Raw genomic sequence first — 20,428 nt, forward strand, 5'->3', positions numbered from 1 at the left:
CCGCCCGAACGCAGGGCCCGGGAACGGCCCCGAGCCCTGCGCTCCGGTACAAGCGCTGTAAGGATCGCTCCCCCATGCGCCCACGGTCCGCATCTGCCGTGACGGCTACGCGGAGCTTCCCGGACCGCTCTGCCACGGCGTGATCGCCAAGGACGGCCGGATCCGTCTGGTCGGCTACGGCCGCACCAACCACGCCGGATTCGGTGACGACGACGTCCTGCGCGCCGTCGTCGCCGAGAAGCGCCTGCCGGCCGACAACGAGGCCAACACCGACGGGAACAGGCACTTCTACGGCTTCGAGTGCGAGAACCACCGCGACGGCAAGGACCCCTGGCCCGACGTCCAACTGGACGCCGTCGAGAAGGCCGCCGCCGCCATCTGCCGCCACCACGGCTGGACCTCCCGGTCCGTCATCGGGCACAGGGAGTGGCAGCCCGGCAAGGTCGATCCGCGCGGCTTCACGACGGACTCCATGCGCGCCGGGATCCGCGACCGGCTGAAGTAGCCCGCCCCCGCCCGAGGTCACCGGGCCGCCGGGCGACAATGGGCGCATGCCCTCCGACCCGCCCGCCCTCTCCCGGCTGCAGCCGGTGCTCCCGTCACCCCTGCAACCGGCCGAGGACGAGCACTTCGCCCGGCACGGCGTGCGGCTGCTGCTCAAACGCGACGATCTGATCCACCCCGATCTGCCGGGCAACAAGTGGCGCAAACTCTCCCCCAACCTGGCGGCCGCCGCCGGGCGCACCGTGCTGACCTTCGGCGGTGCGTACTCCAACCACCTGCGCGCCACCGCCGCCGCCGGCCGGCTGCTCGGCTTCCCGACCGTCGGCGTCGTGCGCGGCGACGAACTGGCCGGCCGCCCGCTCAACCCGTCGCTGGCGCAGTGCGCGGCGGACGGCATGCGTCTGCGCTTCGTGGACCGCGCCACGTACCGCGCGAAGGCCGATCCAGCGGTCCTGGCGGGGCTGCTGAGCGACTGCGGGGAGTGCGTCGTCGTCCCGGAGGGCGGCAGCAACGCCCTGGCCGCACAGGGCTGCACAGCGCTGGGGCGGGAGCTGCACGGCCGGGCCGATGTGATCGCGGTGGCGTGCGGCACCGGTGGCACCCTCGCCGGTCTTGCCGCGGGCCTCGCACCCGGTCAGCGGGCACTCGGCATCCCGGTGCTGCGCGGCGGCTTCCTGGGGGACGCGGTACGGGAGCTGCAGCGGGAGGCGTTCGGCGGCCCGGCCGGGGCGTGGTCGCTGGACGAGCGCTTCGCCTTCGGCGGCTACGCCCGGACGACACCGGAGCTGCACGCCTTCGCCGACGACTTCGAGGACCGGCACGGGCTGCCCGTCGAGCGGCTCTATGTCGCCAAATTGCTCTATGGACTGACGACACTCGCCGAGGAGGGCGCGTTCGCTCCGGGCACCACGGTCGCCGCTGTCGTCACGGGTCAGCCCTGGGGGGTGCCGGACTCCTCCCGGTAGGCCGCCGCCTCCTCCAGGTCCAGCCGCCGCAGCAGGTTCCGCAGCATCTCGTCGTCGATCCGGCGCTCGTCCCGCAGCCGGACGAAGACGGTGCGCTCGGCCTCGATCATTTCGCCGGCCAGCCTCCGGTAGGTGTCGTCCGCCGACTCCCCGGTCAGCGGATTGGAGGCGCCGAGCCTCTCCCACACGGCGTTGCGGCGGCGCTCCAGGACGGCGCGGAGCCGGTCGGTGAGCGGTCCGGGCAGGCAGTTGCGCGGATCCTGGAGGAGCTCTTCCAGGCGCGCCTCGGCGGCCGCGGACGCCTCGCTCTGGGCCTGTGCCTCGGCCAGGGTCTCGGCCTGCGCGTCGCGCCCGGGGAGCTTCAGGACGCGCACCAGGAGAGGCAGGGTGAGCCCCTGGATGACCAGCGTGCCGATGACCGTCGTGAAGGTCAGGAAGAGCACCAGGTTGCGGGCCGGGAAGGCTTCCCCGGAGGTCATCACCAGCGGGATGGAGAAGGCGATGGCGAGCGAGACGACGCCGCGCATCCCGGCCCAGCCGACGATCAGGGGCGCGGTCCAGTTGGTCTCGGGCTCGCGCTCCCTGATCCGTCTCGACAGCCACCGCGGCAGATACGTGGCCGGGTACACCCAGATGAAGCGGACCACGACGACGGCGAGGAAGACGGCAACCGCGTACCGAAGAGCCTCCGTGACGGCATAGGTGCCGAGCCCCTTCAGCACGAAGGGCAGCTGTAGTCCGATCAGCGCGAAGACCGCCGACTCCAGAATGAACGCGACCATCTTCCACACGGCCGCCTCCTGGAGCCGGGTCGCGAAGTCGACCTGCCAGGAGCGGTGCCCCAGATAGAGCGCCACGACGACCACGGCGAGCACTCCGGAGGCGTGCACGCGTTCCGCCGCCGCGTACGCCACGAAGGGGATCAGCAGCGACAGGGTGTTCTGCAGCAGGGCTTCCTTGAGGTGCGTGCGGAGCCAGTGCAGCGGCACCATCAGCACCAGGCCGACCCCGACACCGCCGACCGCCGCGACGAGGAACTCGCCGATCCCGGCGCCCCAGCTGACGCCCTCGCCGACGGCGGCGGCCAGCACCACCTTGTAGGCGGTGATCGCCGTCGCATCGTTCACCAGGGACTCGCCCTGCAGGATCGTCGTGACCCGGCTGGGCAGCCCGACCCGGCGGGCGATGGCGGCCGCCGTGACGGCGTCCGGCGGCGCGATGACGGCGCCCAGCACCAGCGCGGCGGTCAGCGGCAGGTCGGGCACGAGCCAGTACGCCAGCCAGCCGACCGCGAAGGTCGCGAAGAGGACGTAGCCGACGGAGAGCAGGGCGATCGGCCGGACATTGGCCCGCAGATCGAGGTACGAGCTGTCGACCGCAGCCGTGTAGAGCAGGGGCGGCAGCAGCAGCGGCAGCACGATGTGCGCGTCCAGGGTGTAGGCCGGCACCCCGGGCAGATAGGAGGCGAGCAGCCCCGCGGCGACCAGCAGCAGCGGGGCCGGTACCGGGGTGCGCCTTGCCGCGCCCGCGATCGCGGCACTGGCCGCGACCAGTGCCACCAGCGGCAATACATCCATCTCACGGTCCTCGCATCCGTCGTAACCTGACAATCATGAGTGAGTGCCTGCACGTTCCCGAACTGCCCCGCCCCGAGCCTGTCCCGCTCAGCGAGACATGTCCCGAATGTCTTGCCGCGGGCACCCACCCCGTGCAACTGCGGCTCTGCCTGGTCTGCGGCCATGTCGGCTGCTGCGACTCGTCGCCCCTGCAGCACGCGACGGGACACTTCAAGGAGACCGGCCACCCGATCATGCGAAGCTTCGAGGCGGGAGAGAGCTGGCGCTGGTGCTTCGAGGACGGTTCGATCGTGTGATGGCTGGGTACGTCAAACCGGCGCCGGTTCTTCGCAATTGACCGCCGCAGACCTCTAGCCACTGTGTGTGCTCATGGGTTTACCATGAGTCACAGTCATGGGATGGGGTTCCGGCGACACGGCATCATGGATCGCGATAGCGTCGCCGGACCAAGAACCGAAGACGTACCGCATGGCTCCGGGGCGCCCTCCCGGAACCTCGAATGAGTTTGTGCCACCTTGGAGGTGAGGGTGTCCCAGATCGCAGGCGAGCCCGGGAATCAGGACTTCGTGGAAGTCCGGCTGCCCGCTGCGGGTGCCTACCTGTCGGTGCTGCGTACGGCCACGGCCGGTCTCGCAGCGCGCTTGGACTTCACTCTCGACGAGATCGAGGATCTTCGTATCGCGGTCGACGAGGCCTGCGCGATCCTGCTTCAGCAGGCCGTGCCGGGCTCCGTCCTCAGCTGCGTGTTCCGGCTCGTCGACGATTCCCTTGAGGTGACGGTGGCCGCCCCGACGACGGACGGCCGGGCCCCGGAGCGCGACACCTTCGCCTGGACAGTGCTCTCCGCGCTGGCCGGCAAGGTCGACTCCACGGTCGCCGATGACCGTACGGTCAGCATCAGCCTGTACAAGCAGCGCGGCGCGGGACCCGGGCCGGCGTGAGCAACGGGAACGGGGACGGTCCTGTGCGAGACGAGACGATCCGACCAGGGGTGGTGCGAGCAGCAGACATCCCGGAGCAGCAGGCCATGCCCCATCCGGTGGACGGGGCGGACGGGCCGGTGGTCCGTACGGTCGCGGTGGAGCAGTCGCAGGCGGAGCGGGACGGCCAGATGAGCGAGCACGGGCACCACGATCCACACGACCGCAGCGGGGCGCGGGCACTCTTCTACGAGCTGCGGGAACTCCCCGACGGCTCGCCGGAGAAGGCCGAGCTGCGCAACCGGCTGGTGCGGATGCATCTCCCGCTCGTGGAGCATCTGGCCCGCCGATTCCGCAACCGCGGCGAGCCGCTGGACGATTTGACCCAGGTCGCCACCATCGGCCTGATCAAGTCGGTGGACCGGTTCGACCCGGACCGGGGCGTCGAGTTCTCGACGTACGCCACGCCGACCGTCGTCGGCGAGATCAAGCGCCACTTCCGCGACAAGGGCTGGGCGGTCCGGGTGCCGCGCCGGCTGCAGGAGCTGCGCCTCTCGCTCACCACGGCCACCGCCGAGCTCTCCCAGCAGCACGGCCGGTCGCCCACGGTGCACGAGCTGGCGGAGCGGCTGGGCATCTCCGAGGAAGAGGTCCTGGAGGGCCTGGAATCGGCCAATGCGTACAGCACGCTGTCGCTCGACGTGCCGGACACGGACGACGAGTCCCCGGCGGTGGCGGACACGCTGGGCTCGGAGGACGAGGCGCTGGAGGGCGTCGAGTACCGGGAGTCACTGAAGCCGCTGCTGGAGGACCTGCCGCCCCGGGAGAAGCGCATCCTGCTGCTCCGGTTCTTCGGCAACATGACCCAGTCGCAGATCGCGCAGGAGGTCGGCATCTCGCAGATGCACGTCTCGCGTCTGCTGGCGCGCACGCTGGCGCAGCTGCGCGAGCGGCTGCTCGTCGAGGAGTAGCCGGACGCTCTGCGGGCGCTGTGGTTCACCGGCTGTGGGGTGCGCTGCCGCGCCCGGCTGCGGACGTGCTGCGCCGCCAGGTCACGCCTCCGGCGACGCGCCCGGTCCCCGGATGCCGAGCGCTTCCCGGGTCGCCGGCCTGGCCAGCTGGAAAAGCGCCGTCAGTGAAACCGCGGCGAGGACGATCCCGGCCGGGATCAGCGCGCCGTGCGACCGCAGCAGCGTCCAGGCCACCGGCAGCGCGATGATCTGCGTGATGAGCGCCGGGCCGCGGCTCCAGCTGCGCCGCCGCACCAGTCCGCGGGACGCGATCAGCGGGATCAGGCCCAGGGCGATCAGAGTGAGCCCGCCCATCTCCGCCTGCTGCGGGCTCTCGGGCCGACCGAGCAGCCCCATGACCAGCATGTAGATCCCGCCGAGGGCGAGCGCCGCCCCTTCGAGGGCATTGAGCCCGGCCACGAGAGTGATCCTGGCCGGCTTCGTCGGCTCGGCCATGGGCGACGAGGACGGCGTGTTCTGCTGAGTACTCACCCTTGCAGGTTGACATCCCGGCCCGCTGAAAGCGAAGCCGGGGTCCGGGCCGGGGTGCCGCGTCCGAGCCCCTCGCAGCCGTGCCGTCACCGACCGTGAAGGGCAGGGGGCGGGACTTCAGACGGGTACCGCACGGTAGGTAGTCTGGCGGCCATGCGCGCACTCCTCGTGGTCAATCCAGCTGCTACCACCACCAGTGCGCGTACCCGTGACGTGCTCATCCACGCGCTCGCCAGCGAGATGAAGCTGGAGGCGGTGACCACGGAGTACCGGGGGCATGCCCGGGACCTGGGACGGCGGGCCGCGGACTCGGACACCATCGATCTCGTCGTCGCCCTCGGCGGCGACGGCACGGTCAACGAGGTCGTGAACGGTCTGCTGCACCGCGGTCCCGACATCGACAACCTGCCGAGCCTGGCCGTGGTCCCCGGCGGCTCCACCAATGTCTTCGCGCGCGCACTCGGCCTGCCGAACGACGCGGTGGAGGCGACCGGCGCCATCCTGGACGCGCTCGCCAACCGGACCGAACGCACGGTCGGCCTGGGGCTTGCGGCCGGCACGCCGGGCACCGAGGACGAATCGGTCCCCGAACGCTGGTTCACGTTCTGCGCCGGCCTCGGATTCGACGCGGGCGTGGTCGGTCGCGTCGAACAGAAGCGCGAACGCGGGAAGCGGTCCACACATGCGCTGTACGTGCGCCAGGTGGTCCGGCAGTTCCTGGAGGAGCCGCACCGGCGGCACGGGGTGATCACGCTGGACGTCCCCGGCCAGGACCCGGTCACCGATCTCGCGCTCTCCATAATTTCGAACACAGCCCCCTGGACCTACCTGGGGAACCGCCCGATGTACGCGTCCCCGAAGGCGTCGTTCGACACGGCCCTGGATGTCCTCGGCCTGAAGCGCCTCTCCACTCCGGCGGTCGCCCGGTACGGCACCCAGCTGCTCACCTCGAGCCCCGAGAAGGGCCCGCACGGCAAGCACGCGGTTTCACTCCATGACCTCACGGACTTCACCTTGCATTCAAAGGCCCCGCTGCCCTTCCAGATGGACGGTGACCACCTGGGCCTGCGCACGAGTGTGACGTTCACAGGCGTACGCCGTGCACTGCGTGTGATTGTGTGAGCGGAAGGGCTCAAAGTCCTTTAACTCGAACGTTTGGACTGGCCTCCACCCCATGGAAGTACGGCTGTGACCTAGCCGACACCGAGGAATCAAAAAAAAGTTTCCGGAAGGGGTTGTATCCGCCGCCGAGGTTTGCGAATCTCTACATGGCGATCGGGACGGCCCGCAACAACGGCCTCCACTGAGAGCCAGAACCCCTCCTCACTTGCACAGGACCACAACCAGTTCATCTGGGCGTCGGCCCGTCACCTGCGGGGGGATTCGTGAAAGCGTTCACATTCACAAGCACCGTATATGTAATACCAAGGAGAGGTAGCAGCCATGGACTGGCGTCACAACGCCGTTTGTCGTGAGGAAGACCCCGAGCTGTTCTTCCCCATCGGCAACACCGGTCCTGCGCTGCTGCAGATCGAGGAAGCCAAGGCCGTCTGCCGTCGCTGCCCCGTCATGGAGCAGTGCCTGCAGTGGGCGCTCGAGTCCGGCCAGGACTCCGGCGTCTGGGGTGGCCTCAGCGAGGACGAGCGCCGCGCAATGAAGCGCCGCGCCGCTCGCAACCGGGCGCGTAACGCCAGCGCCTGATTCGACGCCACCGCTACGAGCCTCAGTCAGGCGGCGCGTACAGAGCGTACGCACGAACCCGCCCCCCGAGTCGCAGCGCGCAGTACCCCAAAAGCGCATGCATGAAGCAGTGGGCCCGGACCGTGATCAACGGTCCGGGCCCACTGCTTTGCGCATTCCCGTTCGTGCCGTCCGTCGGGTGTGCCCCGGCGGCGGCCCGGTCACTTCTCCGCGCGGACCGGAATGTCGAGGACCACCTGGGTGCCGCGCTCGGGGGCCGGGACCATGCCGAACGATCCGCTCAACTCGCCCTCCACCAGCGTCCGTACGATCTGCAGCCCCAGGTTGCCGGCCCGCTGCGGGTCGAACCCCTCGGGCAGCCCGCACCCGTCGTCCTGGACGGTGATCAGCAATCGCGCCTCGGCTGATGAGCCGCCGCGCACCGCCGAGACCTCGACCGTGCCGGTCTGGCCGACGGTGAACGCGTGTTCCAGGGCGTTCTGCAGCACCTCGGTGAGCACCATGGCAAGCGGAGTGGCCACTTCCGCATCGAGGATGCCGAACCGTCCCGTACGTCGGCAGGTGACCCGGCCCGGGGAGATCTCGGCGACCATCGCGATGACCCGGTCGGCGATCTCGTCGAACTCGACCCGCTCGTCCAGATTCTGGGACAGCGTCTCATGAACGATGGCGATCGAACCGACGCGCCGTACCGCCTCGTTGAGGGCTTCGCGGCCCTGCGCGGACTCCATCCGGCGGGCCTGCAGACGCAACAGGGCGGCCACCGTCTGAAGGTTGTTCTTCACCCGGTGGTGGATCTCCCGGATGGTGGCGTCCTTCGTGATCAACTCGCGCTCGCGGCGACGCAGTTCGGTGACGTCACGGAGGAGGACCAGGGAGCCGATCCTGACCCCCTTGGGCTTGAGCGGGATCGCCCGGAGCTGAATCACGCCGCCCGCGCATTCGACCTCGAACTCGCGGGGCGCGTAACCGCTCGCCAGTTTGACCAGGGCCTCGTCCACCGGGCCGCGGGAGGGGGCGAGTTCGGCGGTGGTCCGGCCGAGGTGGTGTCCGACGAGGTCGGAGGCGAGACCGAGGCGGTGGTACGCGGAGAGGCCGTTGGGGCTGGCGTACTGGACGACACCGTCGGCATCGAGCCTGATCAGTCCGTCACCGACGCGCGGCGAGGCATCCATGTCGACCTGCTGGCCCGGGAACGGGAAGGACCCCGCGGCGATCATCTGGGCCAGGTCGGAGGCCGACTGCAGATAGGTGAGCTCCAGCCGGGACGGGGTACGGACGGTCAGGAGATTCGTGTTGCGGGCGATGACGCCCAGAACCCGGCCCTCACGGCGTACGGGGATCGACTCGACCCGTACCGGCACCTCCTCGCGCCACTCCGGGTCGCCCTCGCGGACGATCCGGCCCTCGTCGAGCGCCGCGTCCAGCAGCGGGCGGCGGCCGCGCGGCACCAGATGGCCGACCATGTCGTCCTGGTACGAGGTGGGTCCCGTGTTGGGCCGCATCTGGGCGACGGACACATAGCGGGTCCCGTCGCGGGTGGGCACCCACAGGACGAGGTCGGCGAAGGACAGGTCGGAGAGCAGCTGCCACTCCGAGACCAGCAGATGCAGCCACTCGAGGTCGGTGTCGCCGAGGGCTGTGTGCTGGCGGACGAGGTCGTTCATGGAGGGCACGTGTGCGAGCGTACCTGTGGATACGCGCCGGTTCCGAACCGAGCGGCCTGCCCGTACGTGTAAGGGGACAGGGGCCGGAAATTGGCGTGCTCCGATGGATGGACAGACAAGAATGGTCTAGTCCACAATGCTCAAGACAGAGCTTCCGCTCTCCCCGCACAGGAGAGTGGATCGAGGTACCCGCGCTCTCTGCCCTGACTGCGCCGGTACCTCCCCCGGCCGGGGGCACCGCACACCGCCGGCCGAGCAACTCCGGGCTGCGGTGCCGGACGGGCTGAGGGTCCCGTCCCGGCGCCGCGGCCCGCGGGTCTTTCTGCGGACCTCTCCCACCGGAGACCGGCGCGGTCAGCGGGTCTCGGTGACCTTGGCCAGGGCACGGGGCGCGTCCGGGTCCTGGCCGCGGGCGATCGTCACCTCGTACGCCAGCATCTGCAGCGGCAGGATCTCCAGGATCGGCTGGACCTCCTCGGCGACCCCGGCCGTCGGCAGTACGAATCCCGCGGACGCCGCCTCCACCTGGGCCTTGGGGCCGACCACGAAGAGGTCCGCGCCGCGGCCGCGCAGCCGGTCCAGGACCGGCTGGAGGGCCTCGCCGCCCCGGCCGTCCGTGACGACTGCGATCACCGGGGAGATGTTGTCGACCATGGCGAGCGGGCCGTGCAGCAGATCCGCGCCCGAGTAGGAGAGAGCGGGGATGCAGCTCGTCTCCATCAGCTTCAGAGCGGCTTCCTTGGCCGTCGGGTAGCCGTAGCCGCGCGAGGTGATGACCATGCGCTCGGCGAAACGGTAGCGCGCGGCCAGGGCCTTGACCTCGTCCTTGCGGGCCAGGATCGCCTCCGCCAGTTCCGGCAGGATCGCGGCGGCGCCGCCGTCACCGCCGCGCAGGCCCTCGACGAAGAGATAGAGGGACAGCAGGGAGGCGGTGTAGGTCTTCGTGGCCGGGAGGGCCTTCTCCGGGCCCGCCAGGATGTCGATGTGGTACTCGGAGACGGCGGCGAGCGGCGAGTCCGGGTTGTTGGTGACGGCCAGGGTGAGTGCACCGGCCTCGCGGGCCGCTCCGGTGGACGCCACCAGGTCGGGCGAGCCGCCGGACTGGCTGACCGTGATGACGAGGACGTCCCGCAGGTCCGGCTTCGCGCCGTACGCGGTGGTGGTCGACATCGAGGCCAGACCGCAGGGCAGCCCGAGCCGGATCTCCAGCAGGTACTTCGCGTAGAGCGCGGCGTTGTCCGACGTGCCCCGGGCGGTGAGGAGGACGAAGCGCGGCTTCTTCGCCGCGATCTCGGTGGCCACCGCGCGGATCAGGGGGCGCCCCGGTCGAGGATGCGGCGCAGCACCCCGGGCTGCTCGGCCATCTCGCCGGACATGATCCGGCCCGGCTGCTCGCCCTGACCGGCCGAAGACGTGGCGGACATGTCGGGTGCCTCCCAGGCGTGTTTCGGTGCGTCCGGAGCGCCGTTCGACCAAGTCGACCACGGGGTGCGGGAGCGCCGCCAGCGGGCTGCGGCCGGACAGCGCACGAAGGGAAGCCGGACGTCACCTGCGGGTTGCCAGGCTCTGCTAGATTAGCCTTAGATTGGTCTATACCACATATCGCGACTCTTCAGATCGGCAGGCCCCGCGTGGAAGTTGTCATCGTCCCGGACGCCAAGGCAGGCGGCGAACTCATCGCGGGAGCCATCGGCGCCCTGCTGAGCCGCAAGCCCGACGCCCTTCTCGGCGTTGCCACCGGCTCGACCCCGCTGCCCATCTACCAGGCGCTGGCGGCCAAGGTGCGCTCCGGCGAGGTGGACGCCTCGCGTGCGCGCATCTGCCAGCTCGACGAGTACGTCGGACTGCCGGCCGGCCACCCCGAGTCGTACCGTTCGGTGGTGCTGCGCGAGGTCGTCGAGCCGCTCGGACTGTCCGAGGAGTCCTTCATGGGTCCGGACGGCTCCGCCGAGGACGTCCAGGCCGCCTGCGAGGCGTACGACCAGGCGCTTGCCACGGCGGGCGGAGTGGACCTGCAGCTGCTCGGGATCGGCACGGACGGGCACATCGGCTTCAACGAGCCGTGCTCCTCGCTGGCGTCCCGTACCCGGATCAAGACGCTGACCGAGCAGACCCGGGTCGACAACGCGCGCTTCTTCGACAACGACATCAGCCAGGTGCCGCACCACGTCATCACGCAGGGCATCGGCACGATCCTGGAGTCCCGCCACCCGATCCTGCTGGCGACGGGCGAGGGCAAGGCCGAGGCGGTGGCGCTGACGGTCGAGGGGCCGGTGGCGTCGTTCGTACCGGCGTCGGCCCTGCAGCTGCATCCGCATGCGACGGTGGTCGTGGACGAGGCCGCGGCGTCGAAGCTGAAGCTGGCGGACTACTTCCGGGCCACGTATGCGGCGAAGCCGCGGTGGCAGGGGATCTAGTGCCGTGACCGGCCATGTTTGCCCCATGAGGAGCGGCGTCCGGTGCGTGCGATCGCACGGCGGATGATCGTCCTCGTACTGGGCGTACGTGGGCGACTGAAGACAACGCGGCGAGGCGCCGTGCCGGACGTCGCGGGCCCACGAAGATCGGCCGGACAGGCTCTGAGGGCTCGAAAGGGCCGGGACACCGCGTGGGGTGTCCCGGCACTTTCATGCGCCGGTTGCGCGACCGGCGGGCGCGTCGTCCTCGATCGCCGGACCGGGGTCGGAACCCCTGACGGCGTGCGGACCGTTCCCGTGTCAGGCTCCGGACGGGCCGGCTGAACCCGTGATGGCCTCTGCTGCTGCCTGGCCGCAGACTCGGGCTGCGCCGTGGGTGGCTACGTACAGCGCGCCTCTCGGGGACTCCTGCGGAACTCCCATTTCGACGACCACCGTGTCGGGGCGCTCGGCGATCAGGGCGTCCACGGCGTCCGTCATCCACGGGTGACGGTGGGCGTCGCGGACGACCGCGACGATGCGGCGGTCCCCCGCGGCGTCCAGGACCGCTGTCACGGGGGCCTCGGTCTCGCTGTTGTAGGTGTCGGTGCCGGTGCCCGGCAGGATCCGGGCCAGTTCGGCCGCGATGCCCCACGGGGTCTCGTCGCCGACCGCAATGTTCGCGACCGGAGTGAACGCGGCGACGTACGCCGGCTCGGTCAGTGGTTCGGCCGTGCCGGACACCTGCACCGCACGACGGGCGGCCACCAGGCCGACGTCGGAAGCGATACCGGTGCCGGGCGCGGTCCCCTCCTGCGTTGCCGCGCCCGGCTCCGGGACAACCCCCCTCGCCCGCCGCGTCCAGGACGCGAGGGCACGTACCCGTGCCGCCGCGTCGGCCAGCCGTTCCTCGGGCAGTTCGCCGGTCCGTACCGCCGCGACCAGCGCGTCGCGCAGCCGCAGCACGGTGTCCTCGTCGTCCAGCCCGCCGCCGACACAGATCGCGTCGGCGCCCGCGGCGATCGCGAGGACGGAACCGCGCTCGATCCCGTACGTCGAGGAAATGGCCTGCATCTCCATGCCGTCGGTGACGATCAGCCCGTCGTAACCCAGTTCCTCGCGCAGCAGACCGGTGAGGATCTGCGGGCTCAGCGTCGCCGGGCGGTCGGGGTCGAGCGCGGGAAGCAGAATATGCGCGCTCATCACCGATTTGGAACCCGCCGCGATCGCCGCCCGGAAGGGCACCAGCTCACGGGCGTGCAGGGTGTCGAGGTCCACATCGATGCGGGGCAGCGCGTGGTGCGAGTCGACCGCGGTGTCACCGTGCCCCGGGAAGTGCTTGGTGCAGGCGGCGACCCCGGCGGCCTGGAGTCCCTCGACGTACGCGGCGGTGTGCCGGGCAACGAGGTGCGGGTCGGCTCCGAAGGACCGTACGCCGATGACCGGGTTGCCCGGGTTCGAGTTGACGTCGGCGGACGGCGCCCAGTTGAGGTTGACGCCGCACTCGGCGAGCCGGCGGCCGAGCTCCTGGGCGACCGCACGGGTCAGCCCCAGGTCGTCGACGGCGCCGAGTGCGAGGTTGCCGGGGAAGGACGAGCCATGACGCACCTCGAGCCGGGTGACGTCACCGCCCTCCTCGTCGATCGCGACGAGTACGTCGTCCCGCTCGGCCCGGAGCTGGGCGGTGAGCGCGGAGAGCTGCTCCGGCGTCTCGATGTTGCGGCCGAACAGACCGACGGAGGAGAGTCCCTCGCCGACTCGGCGCAGCAGCCAGTCCGGCGCGGTGGTGCCGGCGAACCCCGGCTGCAGGACGGCCAGGGCGTCGCGCGTGACGGTGTCCGTGGTGGAGGTGAGCGTGGTCATGACGCGGCGTTATCCCTTCACGGCGCCGTCGGTAAGACCGCTGACGGCCTTGCGCTGCAAGTAGATGAAGAGGATCAGGATCGGGATCGCGAAGAGCGAGGAGGCAGCCATGGTCGCCCCCCAGTCGTCACCGAACGCGGTCTGGAACTGCGAGAGCCAGAGCGGCAGGGTCTGGGACTCGATGTCCTTGTTGAGGATGAGGACGAGCGGGAACTCGTTCCAGGCGGTGATGAATCCGAAGAGCGAGGTCGCCATCAGACCGGGGCCGAGCAGCGGCAGGATCACCCTTCTGAACGCCTGCGGGCGGGTGCAGCCGTCGACCATGGCGGACTCCTCCAGTTCCTTGGGCACAGCGGCGACGTAGCCGCGCAGCGTCAGGACGGTGAAGGGCAGGACCATCATCATGTAGAAGACCGTCAGCGGGACCAGGCTGTTCAGCATGTCCGCATCGCGGACCAGCATGTAGATCGCGATGACCATGACTTCCCACGGCGCCATCTGCGCGATCATGAACGTCAGCAGGATGCCGCGGCGGCCCTTGAAGCGCATACGCGCCATCGCGAAGGACGCCAGCAGCGCGATCACCAGCGAGGCGGCCACGGAGAGGATCGTCACCGTGAACGAGTTGCCGACCAGGGTCCAGAAGTGGTCGGCCGCGATGGCCTTCTTGAAGTGCCCGAGGGTGATGTCCGTGGGGAACCACACCGGGGTGTCGGTGATGATGTCGCCGGTCGGCTTGAACGCCGTGCTGAACATCCAGTAGACGGGGAAGGCGAAGCCTATGAAGAGGACGACAGCCGTCAGGTTGGGCCAGATCCGGCCGAACAGTGAGCGCCTCACAGCTCGTCCTCCTCTTGCTTGAGTACGGTGCGCAGGTAGTAACCGGTCATCGCCAGCAGGACAATGATCGTCAGGAACGAGATGGCCGCACCCATGCCGAAGTGCTGGTTGCCGACGCCTTCGACGAACGCGTAGACGGGCAGGGTCTCGGTGAGCCGGTCCGGGCCGCCGCCGTTGATCGCGAAGAGCTGGGCGAAGGACTTGAAGACCCAGATGACTTCGAGGAACGTCGTGGCCAGCAGGAACGGCTTGAGGAACGGGAGCGTCACCGAGGTGAAGCTCTTCCAGGAGCCGGCTCCGTCGAGCGAGGCGGCCTCGTACAGCTCCTTGGGGATCGTCGTCGACGCGGCGTACAGGTTGATCGCCACGAACGGGATGGACTGCCAGACGATCACCAGGGTGACCAGCGAGAAGGTGGAGAACTGACTGCTCGTCCAGTTGAAGTCGGCCATCGAGTGCCAGCCGAGGCTGTCGAGGACGTAGTTGACGACACCGAACCGCTGGGCGAACAGCCACTGGTAGACCGTGGTCGCCGCGATCATCGGCATGGCCCAGGCGAGCACCAGGCCCAGCATGAGCAGCAGTCGCATCTTCTTGCCCAGCCGCGCGAGCAGCAGGCCGACCAGCATCCCGAGCAGCATGATCAGGACGACGTTGGCGGCGGTGAAGAGGACCGACCGCTCGACGACCCTCCAGAAGTCCGAGCTGCCGAGGACTTCCTTGTAGTTGTCGACGCCGTTCCACTCGGTCAGGTGGAGGATCAGCTGGCGCGGGTTGAGGTTCTGGAACGACAGCATGCCGTTCTTGACCAGCGGGTAGCCCAGGAGCACCGCTGTGGCGAGCAGTGCGGGCAGGAGGAGGAGGTAGGGGGCGGATCCACCGGCCCGCTCCGTGCTCGATGCGGCGGGGCCGCCGGGAGGGGCGTCATTCTTGCGGACGCCGGCTGCCGGGACCGAGTCCACTTTTTCGGTCTGCACTGACATGCTCGCCATCTCTTCTTGGGCCGTACGGTCGAGTCACGCGGGAGCGCCGGGGGGCGGCAGATGCCCGCCCCCCGGCGCGTGCGGTCAGCTCTTCTGCGAGAGACGCTTGTTGATCTCCGCCTCGACCGCCTTGGCGGCGTCGGCCGGGGACTTACCGTTCAGAACCGCGGTCATGTAGCTCTTGATCGGGTTCGGCGCGTTCTCGACAGCGGCCCACTCGGGGATGAGCGGGGTGGTGCCACCACCGGCGGCGGCCGGGGCCGCGGCGGCGCCGTTGCCGGTCAGGTTGGAGTTGAGCGACTCCTTGTTCGGGATGACGCCGTTCTCCTTGGCCAGCTGGCCCTCGAACTGGTCGGACAGGGCGAGCTTCAGGAACTCCTTGGCGAGGTCCTGCTTCTTGCTGCCCGCGGCGACCGCGAAGTTGGAGCCACCGAGGAAGACTCCCTCGGGCTTGTCGGCGGTCTCACCCGGGATGGTGAAGTAGCCGATGTCGCCCTCGATCTTCTTGTTGGCCGCGATGGCCGTGCCGGCCTCCCAGCCCATGCCGATGAAGGCACCGACCTTGCCCTTGGCGAAGACCTCGGCCTGCTGCGGGGTGGCCTCGTCCTTGTCCTTGGGGGCCTTGGAGTAGGACTGGTACTTCTTGTAGAGCTCCATGGCCGCGGCGACCTTGGGGTCGGAGAGGTTGGAGACGTACTTGTCGCCTTCCTTCTTCACGAGGTCCGCGCCCTGGCCGATGGTCAGGCCGTCGAAGAAGTACCAGTTCTGGCCGGGCATGTAGATCGGCTCGGCCTTGCCCTTCTTCTTGATGGCGTCGAGGTCCTTGAAGAACTCGTCGCGCGTCTTCGGGGTGTCCGTGATGCCGGCGTCGGCCCAGACCTTCTTGTTGTAGATGACGACGCGGTTGGCGAAGTACCACGGGGCGGCGTACTGCTTGCCGTCGAAGACGGAGGACTTGTTGAGCGCGTCGACCCAGTCGCCGCCGATCTCCTGCTTGAGGTCGCTCAGGTCGGCGAGGCCCCCGGTGGCCGCGTAGGCCGGGGTCTGGGTGTTGCCGACCTCGATGACGTCCGGCGGGGTCGACTCGGAGAGAGCCGTGGTGATCTTCTGCTGAATGCCGTCCCACTTCTGGGTCTGGAACTTCAGCGTGGCGCCGGTCTTCTTCTTGAAGGCGGCGGTGAGGTCCTTGGTCCAGCCGGGAGGCGTGGAGCCGTCCATGGCCCAGACGGTCAGCGTCTGGCCCTTGTAGCTGTCGGGCCCGGTCTTCTTGCTGCTGCTGTCGGTCTTGTCGTCCGAGCCACAGGCAGTGGCACCGGCCAAGAGAGCCACCACACCAATGGCCGCGATGAGTCCGCGCTTCACGACACCCTCCTCAGGGATGCAAGAGAATTCCCCCCACCACCCGAGATCGCCGTCCGTCGCACAATTGAATACGACGGGTACTGCCCGTGGGGCTGGGACCTGGTCTTTAATGGTTTAGACCAGTAGCCGGAGCTTGGCCTAGACCTTTAGGGGTGTCAAGGGTGTATAAGAAGTGCACTCGCGTCCGTTATAGGACCGACACCTGAGGGAGGGCGACGAGCCGTGACCGGACCGTGCCACCATGTGAGCCGCGACAGACGGAGGAGCAGGTGACGGCAGCAACGCAGCAGTCGGGAAGGCGGGCCATGAGTGCCGAGGGCGGCAGTACGGAGAACGAGACGGGCGTGGGCACGCGCACCGCGCGGGTCCCGAAGTACTACCGGCTGAAGCGCCACCTCCTCGACATGACGGACACCATGCCGCCAGGCACCCCGGTGCCGCCGGAGCGGACCCTGGCCGCCGAGTTCGACACCTCACGCACGACCGTGCGCCAGGCGCTCCAGGAGCTGGTCGTCGAGGGCCGGCTGGAGCGCATCCAGGGCAAGGGCACGTTCGTGGCCAAGCCGAAGGTCTCCCAGGCCCTGCAGCTCACCTCGTACACCGAGGACATGCGCGCCCAGGGCCTGGAACCGACATCTCAACTACTGGACATCGGATATGTCACGGCCGACGACACCCTCGCCGGGCTGCTCGACATCACCACCGGCGGCCGGGTGCTGCGGATCGAGCGGCTCCGCCTGGCCAGCGGTGAACCGATGGCCATCGAGACCACGCACCTTTCGGCCAAACGCTTTCCCGCGCTGCGTCGTTCACTGGTGAAGTACACCTCGCTCTACACGGCGCTGGCCGAGGTGTACGACGTACGGCTCGCCGAGGCCGAGGAGACGATCGAGACCTCGCTCGCCACCCCGCGCGAAGCCGGTCTGCTCGGTACGGACGTGGGCCTGCCGATGCTCATGCTGTCCCGTCACTCCCTGGACGGACAGGGCGAACCGGTCGAGTGGGTGCGGTCGGTGTACCGCGGTGACCGTTACAAGTTCGTGGCGCGTCTGAAGCGGCCGACCGACTGAGGCCGTGGACCGGCTCCTGACCGAACAAACTGTTCAGACCCGGACAGAGCATCAGGAGTCGGTCCTCGGGCAGGACTCCCCTGGCGGCTTCGTGACACCGTTGCCGGACCGCAATGCGGACAGGGGGTGACTGTGGCCGGAACTCTCCCCTAGATTGCCTGCGCATTACAACAGGTGATCAGCGAGGGGACGGAGTCGCCGCATGACTGAAGAAACAGGCGCGAAACCACCGACAGTCACACCCGTGAGAGTGGTCATCGCCCTCTGCCTCGTCGCCCCGTTCGTGGCGATGCTCTGGGTGGGTTCGTACGCGAAGGTGGACCCCACCTTCATCGGCATCCCGTTCTTCTACTGGTACCAGATGGTCTGGGTGCTGATCTCCACGGCGCTCACGATGGTCGCGTACAAGCTCTGGCAGCATGACCAGCGCGCCCGCAAGGGGGGTGCGTCGGCATGAAGGACGGCGTGAACGGCGTCGCGCTCGGCGTCTTCATCTTCTTCTTCCTGGCCGTCACGGTCATCGGCTTCATGGCCGCGCGCTGGCGCAAGGCCGAGAACGAGGCCAGTCTCGACGAATGGGGCCTGGGCGGCAGGTCGTTCGGCACCTGGGTCACCTGGTTCCTGCTCGGCGGCGACCTGTACACCGCGTACACCTTCGTCGCCGTACCCGCCGCGATCTACGCAGCGGGAGCGGCCGGCTTCTTCGCGGTCCCGTACACCATCCTCGTGTACCCGCTGATCTTCACCTTCCTGCCGCGGCTGTGGTCGGTGTCGCACAAGCACGGGTACGTCACCACCTCGGACTTCGTCCGCGGTCGCTTCGGATCGAAGGGTCTGTCGCTGGCGGTCGCCGTCACCGGCATCCTCGCGACGATGCCGTACATCGCGCTTCAGCTCGTCGGCATCCAGGCGGTGCTGGACGTGATGGGCGTCGGCGGCGGCGAGAACACCAACTGGTTCGTCAAGGACCTGCCGTTGCTGATCGCGTTCGCGGTGCTCGCCGCGTACACGTACTCCTCCGGGCTGCGTGCCCCCGCGCTGATCGCGTTCGTCAAGGACGGGCTGATCTACCTGGTCATCGCGGTGGCAATCATCTACATCCCGATCAAGCTGGGCGGCTTCGACGACATCTTCGCCAAGGCGGGCGACGCGTTCTCGCAGACCAACCCCGCAACCGGCAAACCGCGCGGCGCCCTCGCACCGGCCGATCCCGGCCAATGGGGTTACGCGACCCTGGCCCTGGGGTCGGCGCTCGCCCTGTTCATGTACCCGCACTCGATCACGGCGACGCTCTCCAGCCGCAGCCGTGAGGTGATCCGGCGGAACACCACGATCCTGCCACTGTACTCGCTGATGCTGGGCCTGCTGGCGTTGCTCGGCTTCATGGCGATCGCCGCCGGAGTCAAGGTGGAGAACGGACAGTTGGCGATCCCGCAGCTGTTCGAGAACATGTTCCCCGACTGGTTCGCCGGTGTGGCGTTCGCCGCGATCGGCATCGGCGCGCTGGTGCCCGCCGCGATCATGTCGATCGCCGCGGCAAACCTCTTCACCCGGAACATCTACAAGGACTTCCTGAAGCCCGACGCGACCCCGGCCCAGGAGACGAAGGTCTCCAAGCTGGTGTCGCTGCTGGTGAAGGTCGGTGCGCTCGTCTTCGTCCTCACCATGGACAAGACGGTCGCGATCAACTTCCAGCTGCTCGGCGGGATCTGGATCCTGCAGACGTTCCCGGCGCTGGTCGGCGGCCTGTTCACCCGGTGGTTCCACCGCTGGGCGCTGCTCGCGGGCTGGGCGGTCGGCATGGTGTACGGCACGCTCGCCGCGTACGGAGTGGCGAGCCCGACCCAGGCGCACTTCGGCGGATCCTCGAAGGAGATCCCGGGGATCGGCGAGATCGGCTACATCGGTCTGACGGCGTTCGTGCTGAACGCCGTGGTGACCGTGGTGCTGACGTTCGTCCTGAACGCGGTGAAGGCCCCGGCGGGCGTCGACGAGACCTCCCCGGCGGACTACACGGCGGACGCGGGCGACCCGGGCGTCCGGGTGGAACTCCCGTCGGCCAGGCCCGAGTCGAGCCCGTCACCCGACGCGAGCCCGTCCGCCGGCTAGTGCCGTGACCGGCAATGTTTGCCCGCGGGCGTGCCGGGCGGCGCGACGGGGCAAAGCTTGCCGGAAGGGGCACCAGGTCCTCTCCCCCCGATCCGGCGCGATCCGAAAGACAGGCCCCGGTTGCCTTGCCGGACGGGCTGCACCCAGCCCGTCCGGCGCCATCCCACCCGTACGGCACACTCCCGGCATGGACCTTTCGATCCGCCCGATCGCCCCGGCGGAACACACCACCCTCGGGCAGATCACCGCCCACGCCTACCTCGACGACGGCCTGCTCGACTTCGGCGCCGACGACCCGTATCTCGAAACGCTCCGGGACGTGCCCCGTCGCGTCGCCGAGGCCGACGTGCTCGTCGCCGTCCGTGCCGACGGCACGCTCCTCGGCGGAGTCACGTACGCACCGCCCGGCAACCCGTGGGCCGACATCGCCGGCCCCGACGAGGCCGAGTTCCGGATGCTCGCGGTCGCACGGGAGGCACGCGGCCACGGGGCGGGCGAGGCGCTCGTGCGGGCCTGTATCGACCGGGCAAGGGCGACCGAGGGCGTCGCGCGGCTCGTCCTGTCCACCCAGCCGGCCATGCTCGGCGCCCACCGGATCTACCATCGACTCGGCTTCGTACGCACGCCGGAACGGGACTGGGATCCCATCGAGGGCCTCTCGCTGCTCACCTACAGCCTGAGCCTCTGAACTGATGTGACACAACATGTGGGGGCTGCCTCATCGGGCGGCCCCCACATGTATGCTCGTGCTCGCTGTCGCCGCAGGGAAATCCGGTGCGAATCCGGAACTGTCCCGCAACGGTGTATTCGGTGCCCTTTTGCGCACCCTGATAGTCCGAGGACCTGCCGACAGCGCGTCCGGCTCGACCGATCCGGACGCCCAGACGTCCGGGCCTCGCGGATGGGCCGGTGGACGCCGCACGCAGTGCTGCCCTCCCTCTTCGGGCATGCCTCCGCGCGGCTGCCCCG

Annotated in this window: 18 protein-coding genes, 2 pseudogenes and 1 riboswitch; of the genes and pseudogenes, 12 read left to right on the forward strand and 8 right to left on the reverse strand. The window is 69.2% G+C overall.

All coding sequences use genetic code 11. The features are described 5' to 3' along the window. Positions 1–82: 82 nt before the first annotated feature. Positions 83–505 (forward strand): annotated as a pseudogene (locus OG972_RS14485) (N-acetylmuramoyl-L-alanine amidase); the annotation flags it as partial. A gap of 46 nt (positions 506–551) precedes the next feature. Further along, positions 552–1,469 carry a 1-aminocyclopropane-1-carboxylate deaminase/D-cysteine desulfhydrase gene (locus OG972_RS14490; RefSeq protein ID WP_266981656.1) on the forward strand — a complete coding sequence of 306 codons (918 nt, stop codon included), beginning with the start codon at positions 552–554 and terminating at the stop codon, positions 1,467–1,469. On the opposite strand, the gene OG972_RS14495 is transcribed toward OG972_RS14490, so the two are convergent. After that, on the reverse strand, positions 1,436–3,046 hold the full coding sequence (locus OG972_RS14495; protein WP_266981658.1) for a Na+/H+ antiporter: 1,611 nt from the start codon (positions 3,044–3,046) through the stop codon (positions 1,436–1,438). The two genes, OG972_RS14490 and OG972_RS14495, sit on opposite strands and share 34 nt — an antisense overlap. 35 nt (positions 3,047–3,081) lie before the next feature. On the opposite strand from OG972_RS14495, the gene OG972_RS14500 reads away from it, so the two are divergent. The 3 genes from OG972_RS14500 (at position 3,082) to OG972_RS14510 (ending at position 4,937) form a co-directional block, all read left to right on the forward strand. Continuing rightward, a complete protein-coding gene (locus OG972_RS14500) occupies positions 3,082–3,342 on the forward strand; it encodes a UBP-type zinc finger domain-containing protein (protein WP_266981659.1) in 261 nt (86 codons plus the stop codon). A gap of 231 nt (positions 3,343–3,573) precedes the next feature. Continuing rightward, the gene (locus OG972_RS14505) at positions 3,574–3,987 is read left to right on the forward strand and encodes an anti-sigma regulatory factor (RefSeq protein ID WP_030915678.1); all 414 of its coding nucleotides are present in this window, start codon (positions 3,574–3,576) and stop codon (positions 3,985–3,987) included. 23 nt (positions 3,988–4,010) lie between these two features. After that, a complete protein-coding gene (locus OG972_RS14510; RefSeq protein WP_266981661.1) occupies positions 4,011–4,937 on the forward strand; it encodes an RNA polymerase sigma factor SigF in 927 nt (308 codons plus the stop codon). A gap of 81 nt (positions 4,938–5,018) precedes the next feature. Here OG972_RS14510 and OG972_RS14515 read toward each other — a convergent pair whose 3' ends face one another. Further along, on the reverse strand, positions 5,019–5,468 hold the full coding sequence (locus tag OG972_RS14515; protein ID WP_266981663.1) for a hypothetical protein: 450 nt from the start codon (positions 5,466–5,468) through the stop codon (positions 5,019–5,021). Between the two features lie 153 nt (positions 5,469–5,621). On the opposite strand from OG972_RS14515, the gene OG972_RS14520 reads away from it, so the two are divergent. After that, on the forward strand, positions 5,622–6,590 hold the full coding sequence (locus OG972_RS14520; RefSeq protein ID WP_266981665.1) for a diacylglycerol kinase family protein: 969 nt from the start codon (positions 5,622–5,624) through the stop codon (positions 6,588–6,590). A gap of 321 nt (positions 6,591–6,911) precedes the next feature. Next, on the forward strand, positions 6,912–7,169 hold the full coding sequence (locus OG972_RS14525; RefSeq protein WP_003953983.1) for a WhiB family transcriptional regulator: 258 nt from the start codon (positions 6,912–6,914) through the stop codon (positions 7,167–7,169). Positions 7,170–7,369: 200 nt separating this feature from the next. Here the strand turns inward: OG972_RS14525 and OG972_RS14530 are convergent, their stop codons facing one another. After that, positions 7,370–8,836 (reverse strand): PAS domain-containing sensor histidine kinase, encoded by a 1,467-nt coding sequence (locus OG972_RS14530; protein WP_266990479.1) that lies wholly within the window; start codon positions 8,834–8,836, stop codon positions 7,370–7,372. A 354-nt stretch (positions 8,837–9,190) separates the two neighbouring features. Next, positions 9,191–10,260, reverse strand: a pseudogene (locus OG972_RS14535) (SIS domain-containing protein). Between the two features lie 207 nt (positions 10,261–10,467). Between OG972_RS14535 and nagB the strand changes: the two are divergent. After that, positions 10,468–11,253: a glucosamine-6-phosphate deaminase gene (nagB, locus tag OG972_RS14540; RefSeq protein WP_266981667.1), complete on the forward strand. Its 786-nt coding sequence runs from the start codon at positions 10,468–10,470 to the stop codon at positions 11,251–11,253. Between the two features lie 300 nt (positions 11,254–11,553). Here nagB and OG972_RS14545 read toward each other — a convergent pair whose 3' ends face one another. The 4 genes from OG972_RS14545 to OG972_RS14560 all read right to left on the reverse strand — a co-directional run bounded on the left by OG972_RS14545 (position 11,554) and on the right by OG972_RS14560 (position 16,280). Continuing rightward, positions 11,554–13,095 carry a glycoside hydrolase family 3 protein gene (locus tag OG972_RS14545; RefSeq protein ID WP_266981669.1) on the reverse strand — a complete coding sequence of 514 codons (1,542 nt, stop codon included), beginning with the start codon at positions 13,093–13,095 and terminating at the stop codon, positions 11,554–11,556. 9 nt (positions 13,096–13,104) lie between these two features. Continuing rightward, positions 13,105–13,935 (reverse strand): carbohydrate ABC transporter permease, encoded by an 831-nt coding sequence (locus OG972_RS14550; protein ID WP_266981671.1) that lies wholly within the window; start codon positions 13,933–13,935, stop codon positions 13,105–13,107. Beyond that, on the reverse strand, positions 13,932–14,918 hold the full coding sequence (locus OG972_RS14555) for a carbohydrate ABC transporter permease (protein WP_266981673.1): 987 nt from the start codon (positions 14,916–14,918) through the stop codon (positions 13,932–13,934). The genes OG972_RS14550 and OG972_RS14555 overlap by 4 nt, the downstream gene beginning before the upstream one ends. Before the next feature lie 84 nt (positions 14,919–15,002). Further along, positions 15,003–16,280, reverse strand: a complete 1,278-nt coding sequence (locus OG972_RS14560; RefSeq protein WP_266981675.1) for an extracellular solute-binding protein — start codon at positions 16,278–16,280, stop codon at positions 15,003–15,005. Positions 16,281–16,585: 305 nt separating this feature from the next. Between OG972_RS14560 and OG972_RS14565 the strand changes: the two genes are divergently transcribed. The 4 genes from OG972_RS14565 (at position 16,586) to OG972_RS14580 (ending at position 20,147) form a co-directional block, all read left to right on the forward strand. Further along, the gene (locus OG972_RS14565; RefSeq protein ID WP_266981676.1) at positions 16,586–17,350 is read left to right on the forward strand and encodes a GntR family transcriptional regulator; all 765 of its coding nucleotides are present in this window, start codon (positions 16,586–16,588) and stop codon (positions 17,348–17,350) included. A gap of 202 nt (positions 17,351–17,552) precedes the next feature. Beyond that, positions 17,553–17,807: a DUF3311 domain-containing protein gene (locus tag OG972_RS14570; RefSeq protein ID WP_266981677.1), complete on the forward strand. Its 255-nt coding sequence runs from the start codon at positions 17,553–17,555 to the stop codon at positions 17,805–17,807. Next, the gene (mctP, locus tag OG972_RS14575) at positions 17,804–19,459 is read left to right on the forward strand and encodes a monocarboxylate uptake permease MctP (protein ID WP_266981678.1); all 1,656 of its coding nucleotides are present in this window, start codon (positions 17,804–17,806) and stop codon (positions 19,457–19,459) included. The genes OG972_RS14570 and mctP overlap by 4 nt, the downstream gene beginning before the upstream one ends. Positions 19,460–19,646: 187 nt before the next feature. After that, positions 19,647–20,147 (forward strand): GNAT family N-acetyltransferase, encoded by a 501-nt coding sequence (locus tag OG972_RS14580; protein WP_266981679.1) that lies wholly within the window; start codon positions 19,647–19,649, stop codon positions 20,145–20,147. Positions 20,148–20,186: 39 nt separating this feature from the next. Beyond that, a riboswitch (cobalamin riboswitch) is annotated at positions 20,187–20,325 on the forward strand. Positions 20,326–20,428: the final 103 nt, after the last annotated feature.

The sequence above is a fragment of the Streptomyces sp. NBC_01669 genome, assembly GCF_026339735.1.
Lineage (GTDB): Bacteria > Actinomycetota > Actinomycetes > Streptomycetales > Streptomycetaceae > Streptomyces > Streptomyces yanii.

Coding starts and splice junctions, on each gene's coding strand:
- OG972_RS14490 (WP_266981656.1), top strand. CDS start 552: ATGCCCTCCGACCCGCCCGCCCTCTCCCGGCTGCAGCCGGTGCTCCCG.
- OG972_RS14495 (WP_266981658.1), bottom strand. CDS start 3,046: ATGGATGTATTGCCGCTGGTGGCACTGGTCGCGGCCAGTGCCGCGATC.
- OG972_RS14500 (WP_266981659.1), top strand. CDS start 3,082: ATGAGTGAGTGCCTGCACGTTCCCGAACTGCCCCGCCCCGAGCCTGTC.
- OG972_RS14520 (WP_266981665.1), top strand. CDS start 5,622: ATGCGCGCACTCCTCGTGGTCAATCCAGCTGCTACCACCACCAGTGCG.
- OG972_RS14525 (WP_003953983.1), top strand. CDS start 6,912: ATGGACTGGCGTCACAACGCCGTTTGTCGTGAGGAAGACCCCGAGCTG.
- OG972_RS14530 (WP_266990479.1), bottom strand. CDS start 8,836: ATGAACGACCTCGTCCGCCAGCACACAGCCCTCGGCGACACCGACCTC.
- OG972_RS14545 (WP_266981669.1), bottom strand. CDS start 13,095: ATGACCACGCTCACCTCCACCACGGACACCGTCACGCGCGACGCCCTG.
- OG972_RS14555 (WP_266981673.1), bottom strand. CDS start 14,918: ATGTCAGTGCAGACCGAAAAAGTGGACTCGGTCCCGGCAGCCGGCGTC.
- OG972_RS14565 (WP_266981676.1), top strand. CDS start 16,586: ATGAGTGCCGAGGGCGGCAGTACGGAGAACGAGACGGGCGTGGGCACG.
- OG972_RS14570 (WP_266981677.1), top strand. CDS start 17,553: ATGACTGAAGAAACAGGCGCGAAACCACCGACAGTCACACCCGTGAGA.
- mctP (WP_266981678.1), top strand. CDS start 17,804: ATGAAGGACGGCGTGAACGGCGTCGCGCTCGGCGTCTTCATCTTCTTC.
- OG972_RS14580 (WP_266981679.1), top strand. CDS start 19,647: ATGGACCTTTCGATCCGCCCGATCGCCCCGGCGGAACACACCACCCTC.